The organism is Rhodococcus sp. WB1 (genome assembly GCF_001700945.1).
GTDB classification, from domain to species: domain Bacteria; phylum Actinomycetota; class Actinomycetes; order Mycobacteriales; family Mycobacteriaceae; genus Rhodococcus; species Rhodococcus aetherivorans.
Genome location: NZ_CP015529.1, coordinates 4,232,378 through 4,245,726 on the forward strand (window position 1 = coordinate 4,232,378; position 13,349 = coordinate 4,245,726).

Here is a 13,349-nt window from a genome sequence, read left to right on the forward strand (position 1 = left end):
GGGCTCACCACAGCGGAACCGGCGCCTGTCCGGCCGGATACCAGCCGGGAAGACGTTTCGTCGACGTCGACCGTTCGATCCGCTTGTTCATGCCGTCGGACAGGGCGTTGCCCGTGATCATCTCCAGGAAGAGGTGGGAGACGTTCCCGAAGTCGAAGAAGTCACGCTGCCAGGACCATCGGAAGTTCCCGCCGTAGCGGAACCAGCTGCCGCCGAAGCCGTGCACCTCGTAGTGCGACCCGTCGTCGCGGGTGGCGTCGGCGACCTGTTTCCAGAAGCCGATGACGTCGCCGGTCCGCTCGTCCACGACGAACCGCTGATAGGGATACTGCCAGCCCTCCAGACCGGCCATCTCCTGGCCGAGCGCGAGTTCGCGGATCTCCTCGCGCCCGACGGCCATGAAGTCGTCCGTGGGACCGTAGTTCCAGCCGTAGGTCGCGTCCTCGGTGTACATGTCGGCCAAGGGCTTCCAGTCACCGGCTGCCTCGGCCTTCTTGTTGGCCTCGATCCAGCGCTCGATCATCTCGTCGAGTTCTGCTCGGTCGAAGGGTGCCATGACTTGTCTCCTCTGGATCAGTCCTCGACGATGCGGAGGGCTCGGGTGGGGCAGTACCGCACGGCGGATCGGACGTCGCCGCAAAGTTTTTCGGGTATGTCGTCCATCAGGATCCGGACCTTGCCGTGCTTGGGAACGTCGAAGACGTCCGGTGCCTCCAGCGAGCACATCGCGTGGCCCTGGCACAGATCGAGGTCTGCTTCCACTTTCACGGCGCGAGTCCTTACATCCGGGTGCGACGGCGATAGCGCACGGCGCACGGCTGCGCGAGCTGCACCACCATCTTGGAATGGTCGTTGCGGTAGGTGTCGGCCGGCTGAGCCATCTCGAATTCGTAGTCGCGCAGCAGGACCGAGAAGATCGCCTTGAGCTGCATGAGGGCGAACGCCGCTCCCACGCACCGGTGCCGGCCGGCCCCGAACGGGATCCAGGTCCAGCGGTTGACGATGTCCTCCTGCCGCGGATCGAGGTAACGGCCCGGATCGAAGGCCTCGGGCTCGGGGAAGTCCTCCGGGATGCGGTTGGAGATCGCCGGGGTAGCGCCGACGAGGTCGCCCTCGCCGATCCGGTACCCCTCGACCTCGAACTCGCCGCGCGCGACGCGCAGCAGCAGGATCAGCGGCGGGTGCAACCGCAGCGTCTCCTTGAGTACCGACTCGAGCATCGGAATCTGCCGCAGCGCATGGAAACTCACGCCCTCACCGTCGGCGTAGAGGACGTCGAGCTCGTCGGTGACCCCGCGCAGGTACTCCGGATTGCGCAGCAACTCGATCAACGCCCATGCCGCCGTCCCCGACGTGGTGTGGTGGCCGGCGAACATCATCGAGATGAAGATGCCGGTGATCTCGTCCGCGCTGAACCGCTCCTTGCCGTTCTCGTCCTTGATGGAGACGAGGACGTCGAGCATGTCGCGATCCTCCTTGCCCTGGGGCGGGTTCGCGATGCGGTCGACCATGATCTCCTCGACGAGGGCGACCAGCCCGCGGCGGGCCTCGTCGCGGCGACGGAAGCTCTCGATGGGCGCGTAGGGGTCGACGAAGGCGAGGGCGTCGGTGCCCTTCTCCAGGTCGTGGTAGAGGCTCGCGAACCGGCTGTCGAGCTGGTCGCGGAACTTCTTGCCGATCAGGCAGGCCGAGGACGTGTAGATGGTCAGCTCCGCGAAGAACTCCAACAGGTCGATCTCACCCTCGTCACCCCACCCGGCGACGATGTCACGGACCTCGCGTTCGATCGTGGCGGCATGGCCCTTCATCTGCTCGCCGCGCAACGCGGAGTTGTGCAGCATCTCCTTGCGGCGCTCGGGGCTGGCATCGAAGACCACGCCCTCCCCGAAGACCGGCTTCATGAACGGGTACGCGGCCTGCTGGTCGAGGTCCTCATCGGCGGAGCGGAAGAAGAACTCGTTGGCCCGAGCCCCGGAGAGCAGCACGACGTTGCGGTCGGCGAGCTGGAAGGCGCCGACGTCGCCGCACTCCTCGCGGACTCGCTGCATCAGGCCGATCGGGTCGGTGCGCAGTTCCTCGAGGTGGCCGTGTTCGTGCTCGCCCCCCGAGACGCGCGTGGGGGTGGTGATCGTGGTCATTCAGGGTCCTTTCCCCGAGAATCCTTCTGCAGAGGCGCTTCCGGCTGCACTTCGGTCAGCACCAGGTGGGTTCCGCGCGGGGCCGAGACGACGGCGACGACGGCGTTCGCGATCTCGGAGGCGCGGAGGAAGTAGGAGTGCCGGGCGAAGCCCCATCTGGTCCAGTCGGCGATCAGCGGCTCGATGATCTCCGCGGGGGCATCGAGTCCCATCCCGGTCTGTGTCGGGCCGGGACGCACCACCGACGCGCGAACCCCCGTGCCCTCGAGTTCCATCCGCATCTGACGCACGAGCGCCTCGAGGCCCGTCTTGGCGGCGACGTAGGCGCCCATGCGGGGCCGCGCGACGTCGGCGCAGTCCGAACCGATGACGACGAAGTCGCCGCGGCGCCGTTCGATCATCCCCGGCAGCACGCGATGGGCGAGACGCTGCGTGCCGACGAGATGGACGTTCACCTGGAACTCGAACCGGTCCGGATCCATCTCGTGCACGAGCCGGAAATCCATGTCACCGGCGCCGGACAGGACGATCTCGGTGGGACCCAGGGCCTTCTCGGCGGCGGCGACGAACTCGTCGACCGATTCGGTGGACGCCACGTCGAGGAAGTGCGCGACGGCCTCGCCGCCCTCGCCGCGGATCTTCTCCGCGAGGGCCTCGCACTGTTCGACGCGCCGCGCACCGAGGGCGACCGGGTGACCGAGGGCGGCGAGCGCGAAGGCGGTGGCCGTACCGATGCCGGAGGAGGCGCCGCTGACGATCGCGGGCCGGCGCGGCGGATTGGGTTCGAATCTAGGCATGTCGCCGGGTCACCTCTACGGGCAGGGCCGCGAGGCCTCGGACGTTGGTGGAGTGGACGCGTTCACAGCGGTCGAAGTCGACGTCGTAGTCGGCGACGCGCGCGGCGAACTGTTCGAGCGCGATGTTCGCCTCGAGGCGCGCAAGGTGGGCACCGAGGCAGAAGTGCACGCCGCCACCGAAACTGGCGATCTTGGACGCGCTGTCGCGGCCGATGCGGAAGGTGTCGGGATCCTCGAACACCTCGGCGTCACGGTTGGCCGAACCGATGAGCAGCAGCACCTTGTCGCCCGCGCGGATGGTGCTGTCGTGCACGTCGATGTCGGTGGCGGCAGTGCGCGCGACGATCTGGCTGGAGGTGTCGTAGCGCAGCGTCTCCTCCACCCAGCCCGGGGCTGCGTCCGGGTTGCCGAGGACGCGGGCCACCTCGGTCTTGTTCTTCGCGCCCCAGTACAGTGCGTTGCCGAGCAGTTTGGTGGTGGTCTCGTTGCCCGCGACGACCATCAGGAACATGAAGCCGATGATCTCGTCGTCCTCGAGGCGGTCTCCGTCGACCTCGGCGTCGAGCAGGGCCGAGGTGAGGTCCTCGCTCCGGTGGGCGCGGCGCTGCGCCAGCATGTCCGCGTAGTAGCCGACGAGGTTCAGCGACGCCTCCATCGCCGCGACGGGCACGTCGAGTACGCCCCGCTCCCGGTGGACCACCAGATCCGCCAGCCGGCGCAGTTCGGCGCGGTCGGCCTCGGGCACGCCCATCAGTTCGGAGATGACGTCCATCGGGAGCTTGCCCGCAAAGTCCGCGATCCAGTCGAATTCGTCCTTGTCCAAGGCGGTGTCGAGGTAGTGGAGAGTCAGCTCGAGGATGCGGCCGCGCAGGTCGGCGACCCGGCGCGGGGTGAAGCCCTTGGAGACGAGCCGGCGCATGCGCATGTGGCGGGGGTCGTCCATCGCGAGGAACGACATGACCTTGTGGGCGTGGGGGCCGTAGGCCGCCGGGTCGAGGGACACCCCGTTCGCGCTGGAGAGCCGGGTGTGGTCGCGGAAGCCCGCGACGACGTCGGCGTGCCGGGACAGGGCCCAGAAGCCGAGGTCGTCGTTGCGGTAGAGCGGCGCCTCCTCGCGCAGGCGCCGGTAGATCGGATACGGGTCCTCATGGAAGCCGTAGTCGTAGGGATCGAACAGGAGCGGTTCGAGCGAAGCCTGGGTCATGCGCTACTCCAATAGAAGTTTGGCGGAGGTCTCCAGCCGATCGGCGATCTTCTCGTAGGTCTCGTACCCCATGCCCGCCCGGACGAGGGCGCCGGCGTAGAGCATTTCCAGCGCTTCGATCTCGTCGGGATCGGCGTCGGGGCCGAGGGCCGTGGCGAGCCGGTCCCGGATGTCGAGGCCGATGCGGGCGCGCAGGTGTTCGACGTCGGGGTCGCGGCCGAGCAGCGCGCTGGTGACCGCGCCGGCGAGTTCGGGCTCGTCGGCCATCATCAGCGCGACGTTGCGCAGCACCGCGACCACGCGGTCGACCCGGTCGGTCGTGGCCGCCTCGGGTTCGGGCGAGGCGGCGAGCCGGCGCCAGAACACCTCGGCGACGAGGTGCTCCTTGGACGAGAAGTAGGTGTAGGCGGTGGCCGGTGCGACACCGGCCCGAGCGGCGACGTTGCGTACGGTCAGTCCTGCGAACCCCTCTTCCCGCAGGACCTCGACGGCAGCGCGCGTCAGACGGTCCACGGTGTCGGCCTGCTTCTCGGTGAGACGGCGGCGGGTGGATTCGAGATTCACATTTCTGGACACGTGTCTGGACATTACTACGGTCGCCTGTCCGAGGCAATGGTCCCACCCACCCGAATTCGCTTCAGACCTTCGGATACACCCGTACGGGCATGGATTTGATGCCGTTGATGAAGTTCGAGCGCAGCCGCCGGACCGGCCCTGCGGGCTCGATGCGCTCGATCCGGCGCGCCAGGGTCTCGAACAGGATGCGCAGTTCCAGGCGCGCCAGGTGGGCGCCCAGGCAGAAGTGCACCCCGGTGCCCCCGAACGCCACGTGCGGGTTGTGGGTCCGGCCGATGTCGAAGACGTGCGGGTCCTCGAAGACGTCCTCGTCCCGGTTCGCGCTCGGGTAGTAGACCACCACCTTGTCCCCCGCCTCGACGGGCTGGTCACCGATCGTCGCCGGACACGTCGGCGTGCGGCGGAACCCGATCACCGGGGTGACCCAGCGGAGGATCTCCTCGACCGCGCCGGCGGCGAGTTCCGGCTCGGCCTGCAGGCGGCGCCACTGATCCGGATGGTCGATGAAGGCCTGCATGCCGCCGGCGGTGGCGTTGCGCGTCGTCTCGTTCCCGGCCACCACCAGCAGCACGAAGAACATGTCGAACTCCATCTCGGTCAGCGTGTCACCGTTCTCGTCCGGCCGGACGAGCCGGGAGACGATGTCGTCGCGCGGCTCCACCCTGCGCGCCGCGGCGATCTCGTTGGCGTACAAGAAGATCTCCGCGGCGGCGAGTTCCCCGTCGGCCTGGGTGTTGCCGTACTCCGGATCGTCGAACCCGATCATCCGATTGGACCAGTCGTAGAGCCTGCCGACGTCCTCCGTGGGTGCGCCGAGCAGGGCGGCGATCACCTCGAGCGGAAGCGGGGCGGCGGCCACCGGCACGAAGTCGACGACCGCGCCGTCGCGGCCCCGCTCGATCAGATCGTCGACGATGCGGTTGCAGATGTCCCGGATGTGCCCCTCGAGCGTCCGGACCATCCGGGGCGTGAAGCCGCGGCTGACGAGCTGGCGCAGCCGGGTGTGCGCGGGCGGATCGAGGTTGACGAGCATCGCCGCCTGCTTGAGGCGCGTCTCGTCGTCGAACTCGTCGATCTGGGTCGTGCCGAGCGCCGACGAGAACGTCGCGCTGTCGCGGGAGACCGCGGTGACGTCCGCATGGCGCGTCACCGCCCAGTAGCCGGGTCCGTCCTCCTCGTCCTGCCGGTAGACCGGGCAGCCGTGCCGCAGCTCGGCGAAGAAGTCGTGGGGTACCCCCTCGGTGTAGAGATCGGGGTTCTTCAGGTCGATACGTGATGCCGTCACGGGACCACCTCGCACTTGTTTACGAATGATCGTCGTTTATAAGCTACACACATTCGTTTGAAATGGAAGACCCGTAGGATGGGCGGATGGAAACCGAGAAGAAGAGGCCGATGCGCCGTCGAAACCTCAGCCGCGAGAAGGTGATCGAGGCGGCACTGGAGGCGGTGGACGAGTCGGGCTGGGAGCAGCTGACAATGAGCACCCTCGCCGGCCGCCTCGGCATCGTCACCGCCTCGCTCTACAACCACGTCCGTGGTCTCGACGACGTCCGCGGCGAGATCCAGGTGCGGACGATGGCCGACCTCGGTGAGCGGCTGCGCGAGGTGGCGATGGGGCGCAGCGGGCCGGAGGGCCTGCGCACCCTGATCGATGCACATCGTGCGTGGGCCGCCGAGCATCCGCACCGCTACCAGACGCTGACGACGGAACCGATCGAGCGCAGCGCCCTGATCGCGGCGGCCCTCGACGCGAACAGGGCGCTCCGCTCGATGCTCGCCTCCTGCGGGGTGCCGGAGGAGGACACGCTCGAGGCCGCGGTGAGCCTGTTCACCGCGATGCACGGGTTCGCCACGATCGTGCGCAGCGGCTTCCTCGGCGACGAACTCGACCTCGACCGCATCTACGAGAACGTGGTCGCGGGAGCCTTCGCGGCGGCGGGGGTGACTCCGCTGCCGCGCTGAGCCATTACCCGGTTCGGCGTCCGGGGTCTACCACTCCGTACCCGCGATCTTCAGTGGGTCGGAGTAGCAGCTGCCCCACCGGACCGCAGCTGTTCCGCCGCCTCCTCCGTCACGATTCCCGGAAGCAGGAAGTTGGTGAGCATCCGTCTGTTTTCCGGGTCCCCCTCGGAGCCGAAATCCATCCGCCCGACCAGGATGAGCTGCACCAGCGCGATCCACTGGCAGATCTCCTCGTCGGTGAGGCCTTCGCGGATCTCACCTCGTTCCCGGGCCTCGTCGAGCAGCGGCGCCCACATCTCCTGGGTCAGCCGGACCGCCAGTCCGGTGCTGCCGATCAGAGCCGTCGCCATGTCCATGTGTTCGGGGCTGACGATCAAGCGGACGATCGGATCGTGGCGACCACGGTCGACGAGAAAGATCAGGCCGTCGACGATCTGCTCCGCGAACGTCGTCCGTTCCCTCAGGAACGCACGAGCCTTGTCGAACAGCCGGCGCGACCGCAACTCGATCAAGGCCGTGATCAGCGTGTCGCGGTCACCGAAGTAGCGGTAGACGGTCGGCCGCGAAACGCCGGCCTCCTTGGCGATGTCGTCCATCGTGGTCTTCGTGAGCCCGTACCGCTGGAACATCGACTCGGCAGCCTTCAGTATCTGCCCTCGCGCCACCTCTGCGTTCTCACTGAGGACGTTCGCCCGCCGTCGCGCCATGTCGCACCCCCGAACTCGTCCTCACCGACTCCTACGGGCAATGATACAAGTAATGACCATTGTCAAGCATCGGGCCCGCGACTGTGGCACGGAGCGTCCGACGCGGCACCAGTGTCACTCGAACAGATCCGGCAGTCCATCCGAGACGCGATCAGGGAACTTCGGATCACGTTTTTCGAGGAAGGCGTCGACACCTTCGCGCACGTCGTCGGAGGAGCCCCGGACATAGATGCCGATCGACTCGGCGCGGTGCGCAACCTCGGGTTCCGACGCGCCGAGCATCCGCCACATCAGCTGACGGGTCAGTGCCGCCGATACCGGCGACGTGCCCGAAACCAGTTCCCGGGCGACCTCGAGTGCGCGATCCAGTACCTGATCGGCGGGCACGACCTCACGTACCAGACCCCGGTCGAGAGCTTCGGTGACCGGCACCATCTTGCCGCCGACCGTCCATTCGACGGCGGTGGAGATTCCGACCGCCCGCGGGAGGAACCACGTCGAGCATGCCTCCGGCACCAAGCCGCGGCGAGTGAACACGAAACCGAACTTGGCCGTATCCGAGGCGATGCGGATGTCGGCCGGAAGCGTCATCGTGACGCCGACGCCTGCTGCAGGCCCGTTGATCGCCGCGATCACCGGCTTCAGGGAACGGTAGATCCGCAGCGTCACCTGACCACCCGTGTCGGCGGGGGCTCCACCGGTCTCCGGATCGTCGCCGAGGACGAACGTGTCGCCGCCTGCGGCGAGATCGGCGCCCGCGCAGAACGCGCGGCCGGTTCCGGTGAGCACAACCGCGCGTACTTCGTCGTCGGTGTCGGTCTCGTCGAAGATCTCGATGAGCCGGTAGCACATCGCATTGGTGAACGCGTTGAGCCGATCGGGACGGTTCAAGCGCACGACGGCGATCTCTCCGTGCCGCTCGAGGATCACCGCGTCGTCGGTTCCGGTCCGAGCCACGAGGGCTCCTTTCTGCGCGACGGGTGCGTCAGCGCACCTTGTCGAATCGTTCGGAGACGTCCCGGTACTCGGACCGGATCGCCGTCTTCGACAGCTTGCCACTGGGGAGCCGGGGCAGCGGCTCGTCCCGGATCACGACGTAGCGCGGAACCTTGTAGTCGGCGACCAAACGGTCGCAGTATTCCACGATCGTTGCCGCGTCGACCCCGTCCTTCACAGTGACGATCGCCGCGGGCGTCTCGCCGAAACGCTCGTCGGACGCGGCAATGACCGCGACCTCCTCGACACCCGGGATCCCACTGATGACACGCTCGATCTCGACGGGCGAGACGTTGATGCCGCCGGTGATGATGAGGTCCTTGAGGCGGTCGACGAACTTGACGCGCCCGCCCTCGTCGAGGGTGCCCAGGTCCCCACTGTGCAGCCAGCCGTCGCGCAACGCGGACGCCGTCGACTCCGGATCGTTCCAGTAGCCGGGGGTCACGCCGGGTCCCCGCAGCAGGATCTCCCCCTCTTCGCCGGGCTCTGCGTCGGTGCCGTCGGTGCGGACCACCTTCGTCTCGGTGAAGATCGAGCCGGACCCGCAGGTGTCGGGGTGGTCGAAGGCTTCGGAGACGAGAGTCGCAGTCGCGACGCCGCCGGCTTCGGTCATGCCGTAGATCTGACGCAGCGCGACGCCCTTGTCGGCCCACCGCTTCAACAGGGCCGGTGCGACTGCCGCGCCGCCGACGATCGCGGTGCGCAGCGACGACAGGTCGGCCTTCTCGAATTCGGGCGACCGCGAGATCGCTTCGAAGATCAGCGGAACCCCGAACAGAGCCTGCACCTTGTGCTCACCGAGCAGTGCCGCGGCACGACCGGGATCGAGTTCCTTCTCGATGATGAGCGTGCCACCGAGCACCGTGGACATGACCAGCCCCCACACGAGGCCCGGGGTGAACACGAGCGGCAACACCAGCAGCGACGTGGAACCCGGACGGAAGCCTTCCTCGGTGAGGGTGGCCTCGAACACGATGTTGAGCAGAGTCCGATTGGTGCAGATGACGCCCTTCGACAACCCCGTGGAGCCACTGGTGAACAGAAGTGCTGTGGGGTCGTCGGGCGCGAGGTCGACGCGGAAGTCGTCGCGCTCCCCTTCCCGCAGCGCCGCGATGTCGGTGAACCCGAACGTGTCGAAGGGATCGCCGAGGTCACGCGCCTGGGCGACCGTTGCGGAGAACTGTTCCGGCGCGATGACCAGGACGGCACCCGCGTCATCGACGACCTTGCGGAGTTCCGCCGGCTTGAACCGGGGATTCAGCGGGACGAGCACCGCACCGGCCTTGAGTACGCCGAGTGCCACCACGGGCCACGTCACCGAATTCGGGCCGAGCACTCCGACACGCTCACCCGGCTTGATGCCCCGGTCGACGATCTCACGAGCGACGCGGCTGGACCAGTCCTGGAGTTCACGGTAGGTCAGAGCCTCACCGGCAACGATGATCGCGTTCTGTTCCCCCTTGGTCTTCGCCCACCAATACAGGGCCGAGCCGACGGTGGCAGCCATGTGTCCCTTGCCTTCCTTGACCGAGAGAATACGAATCTGTTTTGTGTACAAGAATTTTCAGCGCGAGAGGAGCGCGGGTCCTCATATCGCGTACACCTCAGGCTATAGGCTCACTCATGAGACGTCAATCAAATTTTGTAAATTGCAAAGGGCGGCTCGCACCGGCGACGAACCCGGCGGCAAGCGCGGCCACACCGCCGATCACGAATGCGGCCACAAACGCACGCTCGGAGGGAATGTCGGCACCCGCGATCGTGATCGTCGCGAGGAGCATCCCCACCAGCGCGCTCGCCAGCGAACTGCCGAATGTCCGTGCGATGGCGTTGATGCCGTTCGCAACACCGGTGTCGTGCAGCGACACATGCTCGACGAGCATTGCCGGCAGGGCGCCGTAGGCAACGCTGACGAAAACATTGAGGACCGCCACCGCAACGATCACCTGCCACGGGCGGTCGTGGGCGAACCCGACAAATGCGAACCCACACACGCCGATAGCGCACGCCACCATCAGCACCCGCTCGGCGCGGAACCTCCGCACGAGAAACCCGCTCACCGCAGCCGCGGAGATGCCGACAACCTGCCCGGGCAGCAGGTACAGCAGGCTCGTCTCGAGCACCGAAGCACCGAACCCGTACCCCGCTTCCTCCGGGGCGGCCTGCACGAACACGGCTGTGGCCAGGAACTGCACGAACATCGCGATTCCCACGAGGAACGCGGCAAGGTGGGCGGGCGCCACCGCACGTGCGGTCAGGAGGGCTGGGGCCACCAGCGGCGCATCGGATCGCCGCTCGTGCCGGTACCAGGCGGCAAGCACGAGCACACCCGCGACGACACAACCGATCGTCGGCACGGACACCCAGCCCCACGTCCCGCCCTGCGCGAGCGCCAGAAGCAGTGCGGACAGGCCGACCGCGAGCCCGACCGCACCCCAGAGATCGGATCCGGATCCGGTCCCGGAACCGGGCGAACCGGGAACGACCGCCCACGCAAGTGCAGCTGCAATCACCGCGAGCGCCACCAGCAGCCAGAACACGCGACGATAGTCGTCGCCGTCGCTGTACAGCAGTCCGGCGGCGATCATTCCCGCACCGCCGCCGACGCTCATCGTTCCCGACATGATGCCGAGCGCCGCCGTGAGCCGATACGGCCCGAGAGCGCTGCGCAGCACAGCGACTCCGATCGGAAACAGCGCGAACGACGTCCCCTGCAGCGCTCGCCCTGCGATGAGTACCGGCAACGAGTCCCACGCGACACACAGCAACGAACCGACGAGCACCACTCCCAGGATGCCCAGCAGCACTCTTCGTGGTCCACGTCGGTCGGCGAGCCTGCCCAGCAGCGGCGTACAGACTGTGGCCGTCAGAAGATTCCCGGTGACGATCCATCCCACCGCATTCGTACCCACCCCGAGCTGCGCCGCGATATCGGGCATCAGCGGCACGACGGCGGTCTGCATGACCGAGGTGATCATCACGACGAAGCAGAGCGCCGGGATCAGCACACCGGGCGAGACGGCAGGTGTGCGCACACGCGTTCGCGCAGTGGCGAGACGGAGGGTCACCATGGGCCGATCTACAGATCCAGAGTGAGCTTGGGGGTGCAGCTGCGGGATACGCAGATCATCATGCAGTCGTTCTCCGCCTGCTCGTCCTCGGTGAGGACGGAGTCGCGATGATCCGGAATTCCTTCCAGCACAGTGGCTTCGCACGTACCGCAGGTTCCCTCGCGGCACGAGAACGGCGAATCGACGCCCGAGCGGAGCACCGCGTCGAGCAGTGTTTCGCCCGAGTCGACAGTGATCGTCTTGCCCGATTGCCGGAGTTCCACCTCGAATGCCCCGTCGACGGCGTCGGCCGGCCGCTCCTTCGCGGCGAACCGTTCGACGTGCAAGGTGACACCCGAGCGGTTGCGGCACTCGTTCTCGATGGCGTGCAGCAGTGGTTCCGGCCCGCAGCAGTAGACACCGGTGCCGTCCCCGAGGGCGTCGAGCGCTGCCGCCAGGTCGAGGAGCCCGCATTCGTCCTGAGGCCGGAGCTCGACCCGGCCGGGATACCGGGCGACGAGGCCGTCCGCGAAAGCCATGCTCGCGCGGGTACGTCCGCCGTACAGGAGCCTCCAGTCGGCGCCGGCCGCGTCGGCCGCCCGCACCATCGGAAGTATCGGCGTGATGCCGATTCCGCCCGCGACGAAGAGATACGACTGCGCGGGCTCGAGGCTGAAGTTGTTGCGGGGGCCGGCGATGCTGACGAGGTCGCCGACCTGCAGCGAGTCGTGGATCCACCGCGAGCCGCCGCGTCCGTTCTCCTCACGGAGGACCGCCACAGTCAGGCAGGTGTCGTCGGCCGGGTCGCCGCACAGCGAGTACTGCCGGACCGTCGACTCGTCGATGATGACGTCGATGTGCGATCCGGGTTCCCATGCGGGGACGGTCCCCCCGTCGGGATCGGCGAACCGCACCGCCACGACGCCGTCTGCAAGTGCGTCCTTGCCGATCACCTGCATCTTGCCCTGCTCCACATCGGTGCTTCCGGCCATCAGTGTTTCCGTTCCCCTGGACATCACCTACGCTCTAATCTTAAGTAATTAGTTTTAAGGGACGCAAGGCCCACAGACGAACCCCATGACACGCAGCACCGGGAGCAGCCACATGACCTCGACAGATACCGCACACGACACCGGCTCGATCCTCGACCTCTTCAGGCTCGACGGGTCCGTCGCCGTCGTCACGGGCGCCGGCAGCGGCCTCGGAGCAGGGTTCGCGCGCGCCCTCGCGGAGGCCGGGGCGGACGTGGTGATCGCCGCACGCCGTCGCGAGAAGCTGGACGCCGTCGGCCCCACGATCGAGGCCACCGGCCGACGCTGCCTCATCGTCCCCACCGACGTCACCGACCCCGAGCAGTGCGACGCCCTCGCCCGGGCCACGGTCGCCGAGTTCGGTCGGCTCGACATCCTGATCAACAACGCCGGCGTCACCCATTCCGCACCCGCGACGCGCGAGCGACCCGAGGATTTCCGTTCCGTGCTGGACGTGAATCTGCTCGGCGCGTATTGGGCAGCGCAAGCATGCGGACGCGTGATGAAGCCGGGCTCGAGCATCGTCAACATCGCGAGCATGCTCGGGCTGGTCAAGTCGGTGCTCCCCCAGGCCGCCTACGCCGCGAGCAAGGCCGGTCTCGTCGGCCTCACCCGCGATCTGTCCCATCAGTGGTCGCAGCGAAAAGGGATCCGCGTGAACGCGATCGCGCCGGGTTTCGTCGAGACCGACCTGATCGCCGAGATGTCGTCGGATACCCTCGAGGAGTTCCTGCGCGGCTGCTCGCTCGGTCGCACCGCCACGCAGCGCGAGATCGACGCCGCCGTCGTGTTCCTCGCCAGCCGTGCTTCCGGCTACATCACCGGGTCGACGCTCGCCGTCGACGGTGGGACTTCCGGACACTGACTCCGACGACGAAGGGCGAA

14 protein-coding genes are annotated in these 13,349 nt (G+C 67.5%); 2 read left to right on the forward strand and 12 right to left on the reverse strand.

What is annotated here, in order from left to right:
- Positions 1–4: 4 nt before the first annotated feature.
- The 7 genes from A4U64_RS18815 to A4U64_RS18845 all read right to left on the reverse strand — a co-directional run bounded on the left by A4U64_RS18815 (position 5) and on the right by A4U64_RS18845 (position 6,000).
- Complete coding sequence (locus A4U64_RS18815; RefSeq protein WP_050034678.1) at positions 5–556, reverse strand: nuclear transport factor 2 family protein; 552 nt, start codon at positions 554–556, stop codon at positions 5–7.
- Between the two features lie 17 nt (positions 557–573).
- Positions 574–768 (reverse strand): ferredoxin, encoded by a 195-nt coding sequence (locus tag A4U64_RS18820; protein WP_006936239.1) that lies wholly within the window; start codon positions 766–768, stop codon positions 574–576.
- 11 nt (positions 769–779) lie between these two features.
- Positions 780–2,138, reverse strand: a complete 1,359-nt coding sequence (locus A4U64_RS18825; protein WP_006936241.1) for a cytochrome P450 — start codon at positions 2,136–2,138, stop codon at positions 780–782.
- Complete coding sequence (locus tag A4U64_RS18830) at positions 2,135–2,935, reverse strand: SDR family oxidoreductase (RefSeq protein ID WP_050034676.1); 801 nt, start codon at positions 2,933–2,935, stop codon at positions 2,135–2,137. Before A4U64_RS18830 ends, A4U64_RS18825 begins: the two co-directional genes overlap by 4 nt.
- The gene (locus tag A4U64_RS18835; RefSeq protein WP_006936246.1) at positions 2,928–4,139 is read right to left on the reverse strand and encodes a cytochrome P450; all 1,212 of its coding nucleotides are present in this window, start codon (positions 4,137–4,139) and stop codon (positions 2,928–2,930) included. The genes A4U64_RS18830 and A4U64_RS18835 overlap by 8 nt, the downstream gene beginning before the upstream one ends.
- Positions 4,140–4,142: 3 nt before the next feature.
- A complete protein-coding gene (locus A4U64_RS18840) occupies positions 4,143–4,703 on the reverse strand; it encodes a TetR/AcrR family transcriptional regulator (protein WP_006936248.1) in 561 nt (186 codons plus the stop codon).
- Positions 4,704–4,776: 73 nt separating this feature from the next.
- Positions 4,777–6,000, reverse strand: coding sequence for a cytochrome P450 (locus A4U64_RS18845; RefSeq protein ID WP_006936251.1), 1,224 nt, complete (start codon positions 5,998–6,000; stop codon positions 4,777–4,779).
- A gap of 86 nt (positions 6,001–6,086) precedes the next feature.
- Here A4U64_RS18845 and A4U64_RS18850 point away from each other — a divergent pair, with 86 nt between their 5' ends.
- Positions 6,087–6,680, forward strand: coding sequence for a TetR/AcrR family transcriptional regulator (locus A4U64_RS18850; RefSeq protein WP_050034675.1), 594 nt, complete (start codon positions 6,087–6,089; stop codon positions 6,678–6,680).
- A gap of 50 nt (positions 6,681–6,730) precedes the next feature.
- Here A4U64_RS18850 and A4U64_RS18855 read toward each other — a convergent pair whose 3' ends face one another.
- The 5 genes from A4U64_RS18855 to A4U64_RS18875 form a co-directional block, all read right to left on the reverse strand.
- A complete protein-coding gene (locus tag A4U64_RS18855; RefSeq protein WP_050034674.1) occupies positions 6,731–7,387 on the reverse strand; it encodes a TetR/AcrR family transcriptional regulator in 657 nt (218 codons plus the stop codon).
- A 114-nt stretch (positions 7,388–7,501) separates the two neighbouring features.
- Positions 7,502–8,344, reverse strand: a complete 843-nt coding sequence (locus A4U64_RS18860) for an enoyl-CoA hydratase-related protein (protein WP_029541682.1) — start codon at positions 8,342–8,344, stop codon at positions 7,502–7,504.
- 28 nt (positions 8,345–8,372) lie between these two features.
- The gene (locus tag A4U64_RS18865; RefSeq protein WP_029541679.1) at positions 8,373–9,890 is read right to left on the reverse strand and encodes a class I adenylate-forming enzyme family protein; all 1,518 of its coding nucleotides are present in this window, start codon (positions 9,888–9,890) and stop codon (positions 8,373–8,375) included.
- A gap of 124 nt (positions 9,891–10,014) precedes the next feature.
- Positions 10,015–11,391: an MFS transporter gene (locus A4U64_RS18870; protein ID WP_232334106.1), complete on the reverse strand. Its 1,377-nt coding sequence runs from the start codon at positions 11,389–11,391 to the stop codon at positions 10,015–10,017.
- A gap of 71 nt (positions 11,392–11,462) precedes the next feature.
- Positions 11,463–12,425, reverse strand: coding sequence for a PDR/VanB family oxidoreductase (locus A4U64_RS18875; RefSeq protein WP_082120195.1), 963 nt, complete (start codon positions 12,423–12,425; stop codon positions 11,463–11,465).
- A gap of 112 nt (positions 12,426–12,537) precedes the next feature.
- On the opposite strand from A4U64_RS18875, the gene A4U64_RS18880 reads away from it, so the two are divergent.
- On the forward strand, positions 12,538–13,329 hold the full coding sequence (locus tag A4U64_RS18880) for an SDR family NAD(P)-dependent oxidoreductase (protein WP_029541674.1): 792 nt from the start codon (positions 12,538–12,540) through the stop codon (positions 13,327–13,329).
- Positions 13,330–13,349: the final 20 nt, after the last annotated feature.